At 66.9% G+C, this 16,162-nt stretch carries 15 protein-coding genes; 9 read left to right on the top strand and 6 right to left on the bottom strand.

Annotated elements, in window-relative coordinates; genetic code table 11:
• Window positions 1-4 precede the first annotated feature (4 nt).
• On the bottom strand, window positions 5-850 hold the full coding sequence (locus tag AC1RDS_RS13010) for a symmetrical bis(5'-nucleosyl)-tetraphosphatase (RefSeq protein ID WP_287878134.1): 846 nt from the start codon (window positions 848-850) through the stop codon (window positions 5-7).
• Window positions 851-874: 24 nt separating this feature from the next.
• Here AC1RDS_RS13010 and AC1RDS_RS13005 point away from each other — a divergent pair, with 24 nt between their 5' ends.
• From AC1RDS_RS13005 to AC1RDS_RS12990, 4 genes are all read left to right on the top strand, one after another.
• Entirely contained in the window at window positions 875-2,179 is a 1,305-nt protein-coding gene (locus tag AC1RDS_RS13005) for a hemolysin family protein (RefSeq protein WP_092696762.1), read from the top strand.
• Window positions 2,180-2,305: 126 nt separating this feature from the next.
• Complete coding sequence (locus AC1RDS_RS13000) at window positions 2,306-2,593, top strand: H-NS histone family protein (protein WP_026434602.1); 288 nt, start codon at window positions 2,306-2,308, stop codon at window positions 2,591-2,593.
• Between the two features lie 589 nt (window positions 2,594-3,182).
• Entirely contained in the window at window positions 3,183-6,119 is a 2,937-nt protein-coding gene (locus tag AC1RDS_RS12995; protein ID WP_287878141.1) for an aconitate hydratase, read from the top strand.
• Between the two features lie 63 nt (window positions 6,120-6,182).
• Window positions 6,183-7,391: an FAD-dependent monooxygenase gene (locus AC1RDS_RS12990; protein WP_092696760.1), complete on the top strand. Its 1,209-nt coding sequence runs from the start codon at window positions 6,183-6,185 to the stop codon at window positions 7,389-7,391.
• A 57-nt stretch (window positions 7,392-7,448) separates the two neighbouring features.
• Here AC1RDS_RS12990 and AC1RDS_RS12985 read toward each other — a convergent pair whose 3' ends face one another.
• From AC1RDS_RS12985 to kynB, 4 genes are all read right to left on the bottom strand, one after another.
• Window positions 7,449-8,660 (bottom strand): MFS transporter, encoded by a 1,212-nt coding sequence (locus AC1RDS_RS12985; protein WP_208859677.1) that lies wholly within the window; start codon window positions 8,658-8,660, stop codon window positions 7,449-7,451.
• 252 nt (window positions 8,661-8,912) lie between these two features.
• Window positions 8,913-9,809 carry a tryptophan 2,3-dioxygenase gene (gene kynA, locus AC1RDS_RS12980; RefSeq protein WP_492227082.1) on the bottom strand — a complete coding sequence of 299 codons (897 nt, stop codon included), beginning with the start codon at window positions 9,807-9,809 and terminating at the stop codon, window positions 8,913-8,915.
• A 14-nt stretch (window positions 9,810-9,823) separates the two neighbouring features.
• Window positions 9,824-11,161, bottom strand: a complete 1,338-nt coding sequence (gene kynU, locus AC1RDS_RS12975; protein ID WP_492227081.1) for a kynureninase — start codon at window positions 11,159-11,161, stop codon at window positions 9,824-9,826.
• 86 nt (window positions 11,162-11,247) lie between these two features.
• A complete protein-coding gene (gene kynB, locus AC1RDS_RS12970; RefSeq protein ID WP_287878150.1) occupies window positions 11,248-11,874 on the bottom strand; it encodes an arylformamidase in 627 nt (208 codons plus the stop codon).
• On the opposite strand from kynB, the gene AC1RDS_RS12965 reads away from it, so the two are divergent.
• The 5 genes from AC1RDS_RS12965 (at window position 11,873) to AC1RDS_RS12945 (ending at window position 15,803) form a co-directional block, all read left to right on the top strand.
• Window positions 11,873-12,031, top strand: a complete 159-nt coding sequence (locus AC1RDS_RS12965) for a hypothetical protein (RefSeq protein ID WP_159433760.1) — start codon at window positions 11,873-11,875, stop codon at window positions 12,029-12,031. The genes kynB and AC1RDS_RS12965 overlap by 2 nt on opposite strands.
• A gap of 37 nt (window positions 12,032-12,068) precedes the next feature.
• Window positions 12,069-12,386, top strand: coding sequence for a FeoA family protein (locus AC1RDS_RS12960; protein WP_287878153.1), 318 nt, complete (start codon window positions 12,069-12,071; stop codon window positions 12,384-12,386).
• Complete coding sequence (gene feoB, locus AC1RDS_RS12955; protein WP_092696756.1) at window positions 12,383-14,254, top strand: ferrous iron transport protein B; 1,872 nt, start codon at window positions 12,383-12,385, stop codon at window positions 14,252-14,254. The genes AC1RDS_RS12960 and feoB overlap by 4 nt, the downstream gene beginning before the upstream one ends.
• Window positions 14,255-14,256: 2 nt before the next feature.
• On the top strand, window positions 14,257-14,493 hold the full coding sequence (locus AC1RDS_RS12950) for a hypothetical protein (protein ID WP_287878155.1): 237 nt from the start codon (window positions 14,257-14,259) through the stop codon (window positions 14,491-14,493).
• A gap of 149 nt (window positions 14,494-14,642) precedes the next feature.
• Window positions 14,643-15,803, top strand: a complete 1,161-nt coding sequence (locus AC1RDS_RS12945) for a diguanylate cyclase (RefSeq protein ID WP_092696982.1) — start codon at window positions 14,643-14,645, stop codon at window positions 15,801-15,803.
• A gap of 21 nt (window positions 15,804-15,824) precedes the next feature.
• On the opposite strand, the gene AC1RDS_RS12940 is transcribed toward AC1RDS_RS12945, so the two are convergent.
• Window positions 15,825-16,151, bottom strand: coding sequence for a YkgJ family cysteine cluster protein (locus tag AC1RDS_RS12940; protein WP_092696754.1), 327 nt, complete (start codon window positions 16,149-16,151; stop codon window positions 15,825-15,827).
• Between the last annotated feature and the right edge of the window lie 11 nt (window positions 16,152-16,162).

Raw genomic sequence — 16,162 nt, 5'->3', positions numbered from 1 at the left:
TGCTTCAGGCGCCAGGGGCCTGCGACTGCTCGCAGTGCACCTGCAGCAGTTCGCGCTCCTCCAGGGAGCTGCCAAAGTGCACCGCGCTCAGGCAGCCACCCCACACGCAGCCCGTGTCCAGGCCCAGGCAGTGGGGGCGGTTCAGCCAGCCCAGGGTGGACCAATGTCCGAACGCGACCAGGGTCTGGGCCGTGCCACGACCGGGCACGTCAAACCAGGGCATCAGCCCGGGGGGCGCCGCACTGGCGCTCTCGGTGCTTTCGAAATCCATCACCCCCTGTTCCGAACAGAACCGCAGTCGTGTGAGTGCATTCACGACCACGCGCAGGCGGTCCGGTCCGGTCAGGGAATCGTCCCAGTGGTCCGGGGTATTGCCGTACATCTGCTGCAGGAATGCGGGCAGATCGGCGCTCCGCAAGACGCGGTGCACTTCGTCGGCCAGATCCAGGGTTTGCGCCGCTGTCCAGGAGGGCAGCACTCCGGCGTGCACCATCAGCAAAGGCTTGCCCCCGTGGTCATGCTGGCGGGCCAGCGGTTGCAGACGCAGCCATTGCAGCAGCGCATCCCGGTCCGGGGCATCGAGCACATTGGCCAGTGTGTCGCGCCGCGAGGGTTTGCGGGCGCCATGGGCGGTCGCCAGCAGGTGCAGGTCATGGTTGCCCAGCAGGGGGCGCAGGGCATCGCCGTGCATCATGCAGCGGCGCAGCACGGCTGCAGAGTCGGGGCCGCGGTTGACGAGATCGCCCAGCAGGAAGGCGGTGTCGCGGCTCGCCGAAAAATCGATCAGATCCAGCAGGCGCCCCAATGCGCGGTCGCAACCCTGGATATCGCCAATACAGTAAAGTGCCATGGTGTTCTTCTTACCTTTTGATTCATGGATTTTCTGCTGATCGCGCTGCTGACACTGCTCAATGGCGTGTTCGCCATGTCGGAACTGGCCTTGGCGTCCAGTCGCAAATCCCGGCTCGTTGCCATGGCAGAAGGCGGCGACAAGGGCGCGCACGCGGCCCTGACCTTGCTCGACAACCCCACGCAGTTCCTGTCTTCGGTGCAGGTGGGCATTACCTCCATCGGCATGCTCAACGGCATTATTGGCGAGGCCGCTTTCAGCTACGACCTGGGCCTGTGGCTGCAGACGCTGGGGGTGCCGGAAAGCGCTGCCAGCGTGAGTGCCACGGCCATCGTGGTGACGGTGATCACCTTCATCACCATTGTGTTTGGTGAGCTGGTGCCCAAGCGCATTGGCCAGCTTTACCCTGAAACCGTTGCGCGTTTCGTGGCGCGTCCCATGACCTGGGTGGCCCAGGGCGCCAAGCCTTTCGTGCGGCTGCTGTCGCTGTCCACCCAGGGGGTGCTCAAGCTGCTGCGGGTGAACAACGATGCCGGCCGGATGGTGACCGAGGAGGAAATTGCCGCCAGCCTGGAGGAGGGGCGCGATGCGGGGGTGATCGAGCACCACGAGCACCAGATGGTGCAGAACGTGTTCCGTCTCGACGACCGGCCTCTGACCTCGCTGATGGTGCCGCGCACCGATGTGCAATGGCTCGATGCCGGTCTGACAGTGCTCGAAGGCCTGCGCATGGCGGGCACGGGCGGCGAGCATGGCGCCCATTCCTGGTACCCGGTGTGCCGCGCCTCCCTCGACGAGGTGGTGGGCGTGATCAGCGTGGCGCGCATGCTGGAACTGGGCCCCGAGGCGTCCGGAACCGTGGAGTCTTATGCGCAGCCTGCATCCTTCGTGCCCGAGACCCTGAGCGGCATGGAGTTGCTCGAACAGTTCCGCGCCCGGTCGGGCCGCATGGTCTTTGTGGTGGATGAATATGGCGTGGTGCAGGGCATCATGACGCCGCGTGATTTGCTGGAAGCCATTACCGGTGAGCTGCAGCCGGGCGCATCGGCCGATGCCTGGGCAACCCTGCGCGACGATGGTACGTGGCTCCTGGATGGTTTGATGCCCGTGACGGAACTCAAGGCACGGCTCGATATTCGGGATTTGCCGGAAGAAGACCGCGGCCGCTATAACACCCTGGCAGGTCTTTTGATGGCCGAATCAGGCCATTTGCCGGCGGTTGCAGAGCGTATTGCCTGCGCCGGGTGGATATTCGAAATCCTGGACCTGGATGGCAAGCGTATTGATAAGGTGCTCGCGCAACCCGATCAACAGTTGGAACGGAATTGAATATCCAGTGCCGTGCCCGTGTTGGAAAGTACGGGTGAAATCAGCCCCAATGCGAATCGGCGTGCACAAATCCGCGCATTATTCCTATAATGCAGGCTCCTTCGCAATTACCTTTAATCACACACCATGTCCAGCTACAAAGAACTCCTGAAGCAGCGTGAAGACCTTGAGCGCAAGATCAATGAAGCCCGGCGCAACGAGCTGTCTGAAGCTGTTGCGCAGGTTCGCGCCCTGGTTGCGGAGTTTGGCCTGACGGCGCAGGATGTATTTCCCGCTGGCCGGGCACGCAGCGCCAGCGCGGGTTCCAAGGTGGCCCCCAAATACCGCAATCCCGCCACGGGTCAAACCTGGACCGGACGCGGCAAACCACCCAAGTGGATTCAGAACGAGAACCGCGAGCAGTTTGCGATTTAATCCAGGCTGCGTATTCGTCCATAAAAAGTCCGCCGATGCGGGCTTTTTTTATGGGCCATTCGCCGCGCCAGAATGAAGGGGCGCGGCGCCTTCTCCGGGGGCAAGCACAGGGGCGAATTTCCCCTGTATCGGCCGTGTAAATCGTGGCTTCCTGGATGGATTCCACGGCCAGCTCCTGCACGGTGTGGCATCGGTGGGTGCACCCCATACCGCGGGTGTGGGGATGAATCGCCCGCGCCACGGTGTGTTGGAAAGCAATGGGGCATTACCCTCGCCACATATATCGCCGCGAACGGCAGTCTTGGGGTCTGCACAGGCTTGAATGGAATGGGCCTGCAATGGAATGGGCCTGCAATGGATCGGGTTTTCTATTCAGTGCGCGCATTGCCTGTGAAACCAGGTGTTACACCTTGCGCGCAATGGCGGCAATGGGGTATTCATGCAGGATGCCCGATCCGCTCCGGGGCTGAATCGAAGGCAGCCCCCGCATGGGTTGGCCGGTAACGCGCCCGTCTGCATGACCCCAGGCATTGCGCCGCCATACGGCGCTGCCAGAATGGCCTCTTGTTGTCCCTCACAGGAGTTCGCCATGGCATCGTCGTCCAAGCCCGCCCGCCACGCTTTTGCGTCCACGCTGAAGAAGTTCAAGACCGCGTCCGGCAAGTCGGGGCAGTTCTATTCGTTGCCCGCTCTGGCCAAGCAGTTTCCGCAGGTCAGCCGCTTGCCCGTGTCGATCCGCATCGTGCTCGAATCGGTACTGCGCAACTGCGATGGCCGCAAGGTGACCGCCGAGCATGTGCAGCAGCTGGCCCATTGGGTGCCGCAGGCTGCGCGCAAGGACGAAATCCCGTTTGTCGTCTCGCGCGTGGTGCTGCAGGACTTCACCGGCGTGCCGTTGCTGGCCGACCTGGCCGCCATGCGCAGCGTGGCCGCCAAGCTGGGAAAGAATCCCAAGAAGATCGAACCGCTGGTGCCGGTGGACCTGGTGGTGGACCACTCCATCATGGTCGATCACTACGGCAAGAAGAACTCGCTCGACCTGAACATGAAGCTCGAATTCGAGCGCAACCGCGAGCGCTACGAGTTCATGAAATGGGGCATGCAGGCCTTTGACACCTTTGGCGTCGTGCCCCCGGGCTTTGGCATCGTGCACCAGGTCAACCTCGAATACCTGGCGCGCGGCGTGCACAAGCGCAAGGACGGCGTTTTCTACCCCGACACCCTGGTCGGCACCGACAGCCACACCACCATGATCAATGGCATTGGCGTGGTCGGCTGGGGCGTGGGCGGCATCGAGGCCGAGGCCGCCATGCTGGGTCAGCCGGTGTACTTTCTCACGCCCGACGTGGTGGGCATGGAGCTGAGTGGCCAGCTGCGCGAAGGCGTCACCGCCACCGACCTGGTGCTCACCGTCACCGAATTGCTGCGCCAGCACAAGGTGGTGGGCAAGTTTGTCGAATTCTTTGGCGAAGGCACGCGCACCCTGGCGCTGCCCGACCGCGCCACCATCGGCAACATGGCGCCTGAATATGGCGCCACCATGGGCTTCTTCCCGGTGGATGAGCGGACCATTGAATACTTCCGTGGCACCGGCCGCACCAAGGGCGAGATCGAAGCCTTCGAGGCCTACTTCAAGGCCCAGGGCCTGTTTGGTGTGCCGCTGGCGGGCGAGGTGGATTACTCGCAGGTCGTGAAGCTCGACCTCGGCAGCGTCACCCCCAGCCTGGCCGGCCCCAAGCGACCACAGGACCGTATCGAATTGGGTAAGGTGGCGGGCCAGTTTGCCGACCTGTTCAGCAAACCCAATGCAGAAAACGGTTTCAACCAACCGGCCGAGCGCCTGCTGCAGCGTCACCGGGTTGGCTGTGGTGAAGGGGGGCCGGCCGAGGATGCGCCTGCGCCGCAGCTTGGTGCCGCCCGCTCGGTGGTGGAAATGGTGGGCAACCGGCCGACGCTGGCCACCGCGCAAAATGCCAGCCAAGCCAGCACCGTCACCGTGTGCGACCTGCCCAGCGATGGCGACAAGGCCCTCAGGATCGGCAACGGCGACGTGCTGATTGCCGCCATCACCAGCTGCACCAACACCAGCAACCCCAGCGTGCTGCTGGCCGCCGGCCTGCTGGCCAAGAAGGCGGTGGAGGCGGGGCTCAAAGTGCAACCGCACATCAAGACATCGCTGGCACCCGGCTCGCGCATCGTCACCGAATACCTGAGCGAAACCGGGCTGCTGCCGTACCTGGAAAAGCTGGGTTTTGCGCTGGCGGGCTACGGCTGCACCACCTGCATCGGCAATGCCGGCGACCTCACGCCCGAGCTCAACGAGGCCATCACCCGCAACGACCTGGTGTGCGCCGCCGTGCTGTCGGGCAACCGCAACTTCGAGGCACGGATCCATCCCAATCTCAAGGCCAACTTCCTGGCCAGTCCGCCGCTGGTGGTGGCCTACGCCATTGCGGGCACGGTGCTCAAGGACCTGATGACCGAGCCGGTCGGCCAGGGCAAGGGCGGCAAAGACATTTATCTGGGCGACATCTGGCCCAGCAGCGACGAAATCCACCGCCTCATGAAGTTCGCCATGAAGGGCAAGGCCTTCCGCGAGAACTACGCCAAGGTGGCCAGCGACCCGGGCAAGCTGTGGGGCAAGATCAAGGGCGTGACCGGCAACACCTACGTGTGGCCCGCCAGCACCTATATCGCCGAGCCGCCGTTCTTTGCCGACTTTGCTCTGGAATCTGTAGCTGCCAGCGAAAACGGTGAAAGCGCTGCAGGCCAAAAAGGCTTGGAATCCGTACAGGGTGCCCGCATCATGGCGCTGTTTGGCGACTCCATCACCACGGACCACATCTCCCCTGCCGGCTCCATCAAGGAGAGTTCGCCTGCCGGCCAGTGGCTGCTGCAGCATGGCGTGCAAAAAGCCGACTTCAACAGCTACGGCGCGCGCCGCGGCAACCACGACGTGATGATGCGCGGCACCTTTGCCAACGTGCGCATCAAGAACCTGATGATTGCACCCACCGCCGACGGCTCGCGCGAAGAAGGTGGCGTGACGGTGTTCCAGAACGAAGGGCCGCTGCAGGGCCAGAAGATGTTCATTTTCAACGCAGCCATGCAGTACATGGCGCAGAAGACGCCCACGGTGGTGTTTGCCGGCGAGGAATACGGCACCGGCTCCAGCCGCGACTGGGCCGCCAAGGGCACGCAGCTGCTGGGCATCAAGGCGGTGGTGGCGCGCAGCTTCGAGCGCATCCACCGCTCCAACCTGGTGGGCATGGGCGTGCTGCCGCTGCAGTTCAAGGGCGCCGATTCGTGGCAGTCGCTGGGCCTCACGGGCCGCGAGGTGATCGATGTGCTGCCCGATGCCGCACTCACGCCGCAAAGCGATGCCACGCTGGTCATCCACCGCGAGGGCGGGGTGCGCCAGGAAGTGGTGGTCACCCTGCGCATCGACACACCGATCGAAGTGGACTACTACCGCGCGGGCGGCATCCTGCCGTTCGTGCTGCGCCAGCTGCTCACGGGTGCGTGACCGGAACGCGCACGCGCGGGCAACCCCAGGCAGATCGCTGGTTGTGCGCGGCACAATGCGGTCATGAGAAAACAGGTGTTGATCGCGGGAGGCGGCATTGGCGGGCTGGCAGCGGCCCTGGGGGCTTCGCGCGCGGGGTGGGAGGCGCGGCTGTATGAACGTGCTGCCGCATTCAGCGAGGTGGGCGCCGGCGTGCAGCTGGGGCCCAACGTGGTGCGCCGCCTGCAGGCCTGGGGCCTGCAGCGCCCGCTGCAGGAGGTAGCGGCCTTCCCCGGGCGGCTGCAGGTGCGCAGCGCGCTCACGGGCCAGGAACTGGCTGTGCTGCCCCTGGGCAGCACGGCGGTGGAGCGCTACGGCGCTGCCTACGCCACCATCCACCGCGCCGACCTGCATGGCCTGCTGCTGGCGGCCGTCGAAAAATACACCGACACGCAACTTCATCTGGACCAGGCCATCGACCGTTTCACCGATGCCGACGGTGTGGTGACGGTGCGCACCAGCCGGGGCAAGGACGTGGAGGGGGATGCCCTGCTGGGGGCAGACGGCCTGTGGAGCCGCACCCGCACGCAGCTGCTGGGCGAGCAGCGCCCGCGCGTATCGGGCCACCTGGCCTACCGCGCGCTGGTGCCGCAGCACGCGCTGCCCAAGGGGCTGCGCACCCGCCAGGTCACCGCGTGGCTGGGGCCGCGCCTGCATGTGGTGCAGTACCCGGTGCGCCGGGGCGAGTTGCAGAATCTGGTGGTCATCGTGCAGGGCCCCGCGCCGCAGGACCTGGAAAACTGGGACCACTCGGCCAACGGTGCCGATCTCGAAGCCGCCCTGCTGGGCACCTGCACCGCGCTGCAGCAGGCGGTGCGCGGCGTGGTCGATGCCGGCGGTGGCTGGCGCCTGTGGCCGCTGTGCGACCGCCCCCCCGTGCGCGGGCCGGCCGAGATGGCCCGGGGCGTGGTGGCCTTGCTGGGCGACGCCGCCCATCCCATGCGCCCTTACCTGGCGCAGGGCGCCGGCATGGCCATCGAGGATGCGGCGGAGCTGCAGCGCGCGCTGTCCATGCACGACCTGGATGTGCCCCTGCGCCTGACCCGCTATGCGCTCAACCGCTGGCAGCGCAACGCGCGCGTGCAGGCCCGCTCCACGCGCAACGGCCGCATTTTCCACGCCACGGGCCCCGTGCGCTGGGCGCGCGATGTGTCGCTGCGCCTGCTGGGCGAGCGCTTGCTGGACGTGCCCTGGCTTTACCGGGGCGACGGTTCCAGCGCCAGTTCGTTATAGAGATTGCGCTCGCAAAAATAGCTGCTGGCGCTTTACCCATAAGCGCCAACGTGTCGTTCAGGCAGATTCTTTGCCAGGCCCGCCGGCTTGCTGCAGCAGCGGCGATACCGGCAGCCAGCGAAACGCGACCGATCCGAGCGCCAGCAGGGTGGCAATCGTGGCCATCACCGCGCTGTAGGGCTCCCGCCCCTGGCCCTGCGCCCAGTCGGCGACCCAGCCGGTGAGCCACTGCACCAGGCCCACACCCAGGAACATGGCCATGGTGAACACCGACAGTGCGCGCCCGGTCAGATCGGGCGGGTAGGACGAGCGCACATCTGAATACTGCAGCACCGAGTACCCCGACAGCACCGCAATGCACATCACCAGCACCAGGTTCAGCGTGGCGTGGTGCACCAGCCCCAGGCCCAGGTAGAGCGCCGCCACCAGCAGTGAAAAGTTGGCGATCCAGGCACGCCGGCGCGCCGGGCCGGGGTCGAGGCGGCCAAAAAAGGCCGGGGAGAACAGCGAAACCAGCGACATGGCCACGGCCATGTTGCCGCTCTCGACCAGCGTGAACGCATAGCGGTCGATCAGCATCGGCGCTATCCACAGGCCGCGCAGCGCCAGAAACGAGGCGTAGCCCACCATGCCCAGCAGCAGGATGCCCAGCGTGTGCGGCAGCATGAACAGCGCGCCAAAGCGGCGCACGGCCGTGCCCCAGCGCTCGCGCGCGGGCGCCGGGCCGGCCAGGGCCGGCTCGTGCACGCAGCGCCAGATCAGCAGCCAGGCCAGCGCCGACAGCACGGCCAGCAGCATGAAGCCGCTGCGCCAGCCCGAGCGCTGCACCAGCCAGGCCAGCGGTGTGCCGGTGAGCAGCAGGCCCAGCCCGCCCACACCCATGCCCACGCCCGACAGAAAGGCAAAACGCGACGCCGGAAAATGCCGCGCAATGAACACCGTGCAGGCCAGAAAGGCCGGCGCGCAGCCCACGCCAATCAGCAGCTGGCCCCACATCAGCCAGCCATAACCGGGCGCCCAGGCCGACAGGGCAGCCCCGGCAATGGCCAGCGGAAAGGCGCTGAGCACGGTGCGGCGCAGGCCATACAGGTCCATGCCGATGCCCATGAAGAACTGCGTCACGCCAAACGACAGGCCAAACAGTCCCGCAAACGCGCCCAGCGATGCCGGCGAGAGCGCAAAGTCGGCCTGCAGCCCCGTGGCCATGATGGCGGTGACGGTGCGGTAGGCCTGGCTCAGCGCAAAGGCCGACAGCAGGGCCAGCAGCATGAACCACAGCGTGGCCTGCGCAGGCGCCACGGGCGGGGAGGGTGGCAAGGGTGGCTGGTGGGGCGGGGCGGCGTCGGTATGGGGCACGGGCGATGAAGCGGGAGTGGCGAGGTGCAAGGCGGGTGTTGCCGGGAGCCTGCAGCCTACCAGCTAGGGCGTGCGGGCGCTGTCGCCATCGCTGAGGTGGCACCTCGCATTGGATAGCTGCCAGCGCTTGCTGCACAAGCGCTGGAGCCATTTTTTGCCTGAAATTTACAGATCGGTGCGCAGCTTCCAGATTTCGGGAAACAGCACCACGTCCAGCATCTTGCGCAGGTAACTCACGCCGCCCGTGCCCCCGGTGCCGCGCTTGAAGCCGATGATGCGCTCCACCGTGGTCACATGGCGAAAGCGCCAGAGGCGAAACGCGTCTTCGAGGTCGGTCAACTCCTCCCCCAGCTGGTACAGATCCCAGTGCTGCGCGGGATGGCGGTACACGGTGAGCCAGGCATGTTCCACCGCATCGTTTTCGGCATAGGGCAGGGTCCAGTCGCGGTCGGTGTGGCTGGCGGGCACGGGCAGGCCGCGCCGGGCCAGCAGGCGCAGGGCTTCGTCGTACAGCGAGGGCGCCTGGTAGGCTGCCTGCACCTGGGCCAGCAGGTCGGGGCGGTGGGCGTGGGGCTGCAGCATGGCGCGGTTCTTGTTTCCCAGGGCGAATTCGATGCAGCGGTACTGGTAGCTCTGGAACCCGCTGGAGCTGCCCAGGTAGGGGCGCATGGCGCTGTATTCGGGCGGCGTCATGGTGGCCAGCACGTCCCAGGCGTGCACCAGCTGCTCCATGATCTTGCTCACGCGCGCCAGCATCTTGAACGCGGGCTGCAGTTCGTCGTGCGCGATATGGCCGATGGCGGCGCGCAGCTCGTGCAGCATGAGCTTCATCCACAGCTCGCTGGTCTGGTGCTGCACGATGAACAGCATCTCGTCGTGCGCGGGCGACAGCGGCTTCTGTGCGCTGAGCACGGCATCGAGCTGCAGGTAGTCGCCATAGCTCATGCTCTGGCTGAAGTCGAGCTGGGCGCGCTCGGCGTGGACGATGGATTCGGGCAGGGCGGATGCCGGGGCGCCGCTGGTGGCGCCGGTGCTGCCGGGTGTTGGCGAAAAGGGGCACATGGCGGGTTTTCTTCTCAGGTCACGGCGTGGGTTTTGTTGAATTCGGGGCGCTGCCATTCGGCAGTGTCGAGCACCTGGCGCAGGTGCTCCACGGCATTCCACACGTCTTCAAAGCCCAGGTACAGCGGCGTGAAGCCAAAGCGCAGGATGTCCTTGTGCGCGGTGCCGCCGTCGCCCTTGCCTGCAGCAGGAGCCGCGCCGGACCCGGCGCGGTAGTCGCCGATCACGCCGCGCGCGATCAGCGCCTGCACGATGGCGTAGGCGCCGCTGCCCTGGCCGTTCACGCCCGCTCCTTCGTCGCGGGTCAGGCACACCTGCGAGCCGCGCTGGGCATGGTCACGCGGCGTGGCAAGGCCCAGGCCGTGGCCTGCGCAGCGCTCTTCCACCAGCTGGATGAACAGGTCGGTGAGCGCCAGCGATTTGGTGCGCAGCGCGGCCATGCCGCCCAGGCTTTGGGCGGCGGTGAACACGTCCAGCCCGCACTGCAGTGCCGACAGGCTGATGATGGGCTGCGTACCGCACAGGTAGCGCGTGATGCCGGGCGCGGGCTGGTAGTCGGGGGTGAAGGCAAACGGCGCGGCGTGGCCCCACCAGCCGGACAGCGGTTGCCAGCAACGGCTGGCGTGGCGCGGGTGCGCCCAGACGAACGCGGGCGCGCCGGGGCCACCGTTCAGGTATTTGTAGCCGCAGCCAATCGAGAAATCGGCGTCTGCTCCGTTCAGATCGATGGGTACCGCGCCCGCACTGTGCGCCAGGTCCCACACGCACAGGATGCCCTGGGCATGCGCGGCGGCGGTGATGGCCGCCATGTCGTGCATGGTGCCGGTGCGGTAGTTCACATGCGTGAGCATGAGCACGGCCACCTCGCTGGTGAGGGCGGCAGCCATGTCTTCGGGCTCCACCAGCACGAGTTCGAGGCCGCGCTCCTGGCACAGGCCTTCGGCAATGTAGAGGTCGGTGGGGAAGTTGCTGCGCTCGCTCACGATGCGGCGGCGGGTGGGGCTGTCTTCGCGGGCAATGTTCAGCGCCGCGCTCAGCACCTTGTAGAGGTTGATCGAGGTGCTGTCGGTGCATACCACTTCATCCGGGCCTGCGCCGATCAGCGGGGCCAGCTGGTTGCCCAGGCGCTGGGGCAGGTCGAACCAGCGCGCGGTGTTCCAGGACTGGATGAGGTCCGTGCCCCATTCGCGCGTGACCACATCGGCCACGCGGGCGGCGGTGGCCTTCGGCGCCACGCCCAGCGAATTGCCGTCGAGGTAGATCACGCCGGGCGGCAGCGTGAAGTGCGCGCGCAGGGGGGCGAGCGGGTCTTGCGCATCGAGGGCGTGGCAGGTTTGGCGGGTGATGGTCATGGCGATCCAGGTCGGTGAATTCTTTTGATAGCCGCTGGCGCTGCTGGGATGAGCGCTAGAGGCCAACAAGGCTTGAAATCAGTGCATCACAGCGCGCGCAGCACGGCGCGCACGGGCGAGGCATCGGCGCTGGTCAGCTTGAGCGGCAGGGCGATCAGTTCGTAGTCGCCCTCGGGCACGTCGTCGAGCACCAGGTTTTCCAGCACGCGCAGGCCCCGGCGGCGGATGACCTGGTGGCTGTCGAGCGTCTTGCTGTCGGCCGGGTCGATGCTGGCGGTGTCGATGCCGATCAGCAACACGCCCCGGTCGGACAGGCGCGCGATGGTGTCGGGGGCGTAGGCGGTGAGCTGGCCATCCCATTGCACGGGGGCCTGGGCGTAAGTGCGCACCAGCACGCGTGGAGGCAAGTTGGCGTCCACCGCGTGGGCAATGTGTTCCCAGGTGATCAGTGCGCCGCAGCCGATGGCGTGGACCACACGGCAGGGGCCCAGAAAAGGCGCCAGCGGCAGTTCACCCACTGCAGCGCCCTGCGCGTCGTAATGCAGTGGCGCATCGGCGTGGGCGCCCACATGGGGCGACATCGTGATGGCACTCACGTTCACCGGGCAGCCGGGTGCGATCGTGGCGCACCACTGTTGCTGGTAGGGCGTGTCACCGGGAAACACCGGTGCGCCGGCATGGATCGCGGGGGAAATGTCCCAGAGCTTTTGCATGGGCGACAAGGTAGCGCGCTGGCAAATTCGTGGTGTCGCTTTATGGCAACGCCTGGGCAAAAAGCCGACCCGGCAAAGCAGCCCGACTGATTTGCGCCGCATCAAGAGGGCGCTGGTTGACCCGGTGCTGCTGTCATTTTTACGCCGCAAGCGCTAGAATGAGAATTGTTTTCATTTGAAATCTGGTGAAGCCATTGACCGATCTGTCCCGCAGCGATGCATCCGTTCCGTCCCGTGAACATTCTCTGGGCTTGGCCGATCTGCCGCTGCGGGTGGACGCCTGGGTGAGTGCGTTGCACATGGATGCCGCGCCGCAGGATGGTGATGTGCTGCTGCGGCTGCTCGAAATCGGTTTCTTGCCGGGCGAACCCGTGCGCGTGGTGGCGCGGGCCTTTCCGGCAGGCGATCCGCTGGCCGTGCGCGTGGGGCGCACCACCTTTGCCCTGCGCCGGCGCGAGGCGGCGCTGGTACGCGTCAGCACCACGGCGCCCGTCGGTGAGGTGGCGGCATGAATGCGCAGGCCACCCCCCTGAGCCTGGCGCTGCTGGGCCACCCCAACAGCGGCAAGACGGCGCTGTTCAACCTGCTCACCGGCAGCCGCCAGAAGGTCGCCAACTATGCGGGTGTGACGGTCGAGCGCAAGGAGGGTCAGCTCGTCACCCCCTCGGGCCAGCGCGTGCGCGTGCTCGATCTGCCTGGCGCCTACAGCCTCAATGCACTGAGCGCGGACGAAGCCGTCACGCGCGACGTGGTCACCGGCCAGCGCGCCGGCGAGGCCGCGCCCGGCCTGCTGGTGTGCGTGGTCGATGCCACCAACCTGCGGCTGGGCCTGCGCATGGTGCTGGAGACGCAGGCCATGGGCATCCCCATGGTGCTGGCGCTCAACATGAGCGATGCCGCCCGCCGCGCGGGCATCACCATCGACCGTGCCGTGCTGGAGCACGAACTGGGCATGCCCGTGGTGGAAACCGTGGGCATCCGCAAGGGCGGCGCGGCCGAGCTGCTGCAGTGGCTCGATGGCTGGCGCGCCCAGGGCGCGGTGCAGGCCCGGCCCTGGCAGCCCCAGGGCGTGGAGCAGGTACTGCGCACGCAGCAGGAGGCGCGCCGCATCCTGGGCCTGGCGGTGCGCGAGCCCGAGGGCCTGGCGCAGGTGGACGACACCCTGGACCGCGTGGTGCTGCATCCGCTGTGGGGCACGCTGCTGCTGGCCTGCACCATGTTCCTGATGTTCCAGGCGGTGTTCAGCTGGGCGGCTGCGCCCATGGACGCCATCACCGGCACGGTCGAGGCGCTGGGCCACTGGCTGCAGGCGCGCCTGCCCGAGGGCGTGCTGCGCAGCCTGCTGGTCGATGGCATCGTGGCGGGGGTGGGCGGCGTGCTGGTGTTCCTGCCGCAGATCCTGATCCTGTTCTTCTTCATCCTGGCGCTGGAAGACTCCGGCTACCTGCCGCGCGCGGCCTTTCTGCTCGACCGGCTCATGGGCACGGTGGGGCTGTCGGGGCGCTCGTTCATCCCGCTGCTGTCGAGCTTTGCCTGCGCCATCCCCGGCATCATGGCCACGCGCACCATCACGCACTGGCGCGAGCGGCTGGTCACCATCATGATCGCGCCGCTCATGACCTGCTCGGCACGCCTGCCGGTGTATGCCTTGCTGATCGCCGCCTTCATCCCCGAGCGCACCGTGGCGGGCTGGTTCAACCTGCAGGGGCTGGTGATGTTCGCGCTCTACCTGGGCGGCATCCTCGGCGCCATGGCCGTGGCCGCCGTGCTCAAGCTCTGGCGCGGCAAGGTGCGGCCCACCCCGCTGCTGATGGAGCTGCCGCCGTACCGCGTGCCCAGCGCGCGCAACCTGGTGCTGGGGTTGTATGAGCGTGCCACCATCTTCCTCAAACGCGTGGGCGGCATCATCCTGGCGCTCACGGTGCTGCTGTGGTTCCTGTCCACCTTCCCCGCGCCCCCAGAGGGCGCCACGGGGCCTGCCATCGAGTACAGCCTGGCCGGGCAGCTGGGCCGGGCGCTGGAACATGTGTTTGCGCCGCTGGGCTTCAACTGGCAGATCTCCATTGCCCTGGTGCCCGGCATGGCCGCCCGCGAGGTGGTGGTGGGCGCGCTGGGCACCGTGTATGCGCTGTCCGCCTCGGGTGACGATGTGGCGGCGCAACTGGGACCGCTGATTGCGCAGCAATGGTCGCTGGCCACGGCGCTGTCACTGCTGGTATGGTTCGTGTTTGCGCCGCAGTGCCTCTCCACCCTGGCCACGGTGCGGCGCGAGACGGATTCCTGGGGCCTGGCGCTGCTGATGGCCACCTACCTGTTTGCGCTGGCCTATGCGGCCAGCTGGATGACCTACCGGCTGGCGCTGGCGTGGGGAGGGGGTTGAGCATGTGGCAAGACATTGCGGTGGGCGCCATCGTGGCGCTGGCCGGGGGCTATGCGGCCTGGTACTGGATGCCCGCCGCGCTGCGCAGGCGCCTGGACGCTTTGCGGCCCGGCCTGGGCAAGGCGCCGTCCTGCGGAGCCTGCAGCGATTGCGGGGGCTGCGCCACACCCGCGCGCTCCACCGATGCGCAGGCACCGGAACCGGAGCGCCAGGCGGTGTGGATGCATCCCAAACGGTGACGGGAGAGGGGCGGACCGATGGGCCCGCGCCTGGCGATTTTGTTACAGTGAGAAACATTTCCTGCCCGCGATCGTGATGCGATGACAGATGGTGCGGTTCTTCCTGCATCCGTTCTCGGGAGATTTTTTCCGCTGCCATCGCCCACTTCATGATCGCCGTCCCTGCCGCGCCCACCCACTGGGTGGTTCGAATGAACCACCGCAATCGCAGCGCGTCCTGGCTGATCTTCGCGGTCGTCCTTGCCGCCCATTTTCTGGAGCATGGGCATGGCGCCTGGACATGGTGGCTCATGGTGCTGCAGTTTCTGGTCTATCCGCATGTGGTGTATCTGCGGGCCCGCCATGCCGAGGATCCGCTGGCGGCGGAAATCCAGAATCTGTTGCTCGACAATTTCTGTTTTGGCCTCTGGGCCGCAGCGCTCGGGTTTCCGCTCTGGATCGCCTACACCCTGGTCATTTGCGGCGGCATCAACCTGACCGCGTTCCGTGCGCTCAAGGGCCTGCTGCAGGCCCTGGTTGCCGTGGCGGCGGGCGCGGCGCTGATGGTGGCCGTGGCCGGGTGGCGCTTTACCCCCGATACCTCGCTGCGCGTCAGCGCCATGAGCATGCTGTGCCTGTCGATCTACCTGGTCTTGTTTGCCCGCGACGCCCATACCCGCACCGTCGCGCTCAGCGCCACGCGGGCCCGGCTGCGCAAAAGCGAAGCCGCGCTGCAAAGCCAGTTGCAGGCCGTTGAGTCCTTGCAGGAGCAGCTCACCGAGCAGGCCCATCGCGATCCCCTGACCGGCCTGCACAACCGCCGCTACCTGAACACGGCCCTGCCGCGCGAAATCGACGCTTGCGCGCGCGAAGGTGCCACGCTGGCCCTGTTGCTCCTCGATCTCGATCACTTCAAGCAGATCAACGACCGCCATGGCCATGCTGCCGGGGATGATGTGCTGTGCCAGGTCGCGGCCCTGCTGCTGCAGTCCATGCGACCGAGCGACAGCTGTTGCCGCTATGGCGGGGAAGAGTTCTTGCTGCTGCTGCCCGGCATGGGCCTGCAAACCGCCGTGGAGCGCGCACAGGCCCTGCGCCAGCAGGTGGCCGAGCGGCGTTGGCTGGCCGATGGCCAATCGATGCAGGTCACGCTGTCGATCGGGGTGGCTTGCGCGCAAGACGCAGGCCTGAAGCCGGCGGCGCTGATCGACCTGGCCGATCAGGCGCTCTACCGGGCCAAGGCCGAGGGGCGCAACCGGGTGTGCGCAGCGCCTGCGGTACCGCAGGCACTGGTCGATGGTGTTGCCATGCCCGTGCATCCAGCCGCGTAGCGCCGGGAGCTCGCCGGGCCGTCAGGTCCAAGTTGCTTCGGCGGGATAGGGCGGCAGCCCCTGGCGCATGCGTGCCCGGTCACAGGCTTCGCTGCCCGCCGCAAATTCGCGGCAAGGCGATGGGCGCCATTCGTAGATGCCGCAGGCTGCCCGCGTGCCCACCTGGCCCGTGAGTGCTGCGCAGCGTGGCGGGCTGTGGTCGGTGCCGCGCATGCGGCGGGTTGCGCCCGTTACCTGCACTGCCAGACCATCGGGAACGTCGCCGCCCAACTCCTGCGTTTCATGCACCGAAAAATCCACGCGAAAGCTCGCGCAGCAGGCACCGCAGGTGAGGCAGGGGTGGGTCATGCCGCCCTCAT

Source organism: Acidovorax sp. GW823-FHT02H02 (genome assembly GCF_058797075.1).
Note: the sequence above shows the minus strand (reverse complement) of the source record. Positions and strands in the feature narration are given on the sequence as shown.

Bases quoted from the DNA above. Each gene is read 5' to 3' on its own strand.
- AC1RDS_RS13005 (WP_092696762.1), top strand. From the start codon at position 875: ATGGATTTTCTGCTGATCGCGCTGCTGACACTGCTCAATGGCGTGTTC.
- AC1RDS_RS12940 (WP_092696754.1), bottom strand. From the start codon at position 16,151: ATGACCCACCCCTGCCTCACCTGCGGTGCCTGCTGCGCGAGCTTTCGC.
- kynA (WP_492227082.1), bottom strand. From the start codon at position 9,809: ATGTGCCCCTTTTCGCCAACACCCGGCAGCACCGGCGCCACCAGCGGC.
- AC1RDS_RS12950 (WP_287878155.1), top strand. From the start codon at position 14,257: ATGTGGCAAGACATTGCGGTGGGCGCCATCGTGGCGCTGGCCGGGGGC.
- kynB (WP_287878150.1), bottom strand. From the start codon at position 11,874: ATGCAAAAGCTCTGGGACATTTCCCCCGCGATCCATGCCGGCGCACCG.
- AC1RDS_RS12985 (WP_208859677.1), bottom strand. From the start codon at position 8,660: ATGCTGCTGGCCCTGCTGTCGGCCTTTGCGCTGAGCCAGGCCTACCGC.
- AC1RDS_RS12995 (WP_287878141.1), top strand. From the start codon at position 3,183: ATGGCATCGTCGTCCAAGCCCGCCCGCCACGCTTTTGCGTCCACGCTG.
- AC1RDS_RS13010 (WP_287878134.1), bottom strand. From the start codon at position 850: ATGGCACTTTACTGTATTGGCGATATCCAGGGTTGCGACCGCGCATTG.
- AC1RDS_RS12965 (WP_159433760.1), top strand. From the start codon at position 11,873: ATGGGCGACAAGGTAGCGCGCTGGCAAATTCGTGGTGTCGCTTTATGG.
- kynU (WP_492227081.1), bottom strand. From the start codon at position 11,161: ATGACCATCACCCGCCAAACCTGCCACGCCCTCGATGCGCAAGACCCG.
- AC1RDS_RS12990 (WP_092696760.1), top strand. From the start codon at position 6,183: ATGAGAAAACAGGTGTTGATCGCGGGAGGCGGCATTGGCGGGCTGGCA.
- AC1RDS_RS12945 (WP_092696982.1), top strand. From the start codon at position 14,643: ATGATCGCCGTCCCTGCCGCGCCCACCCACTGGGTGGTTCGAATGAAC.
- AC1RDS_RS13000 (WP_026434602.1), top strand. From the start codon at position 2,306: ATGTCCAGCTACAAAGAACTCCTGAAGCAGCGTGAAGACCTTGAGCGC.
- feoB (WP_092696756.1), top strand. From the start codon at position 12,383: ATGAATGCGCAGGCCACCCCCCTGAGCCTGGCGCTGCTGGGCCACCCC.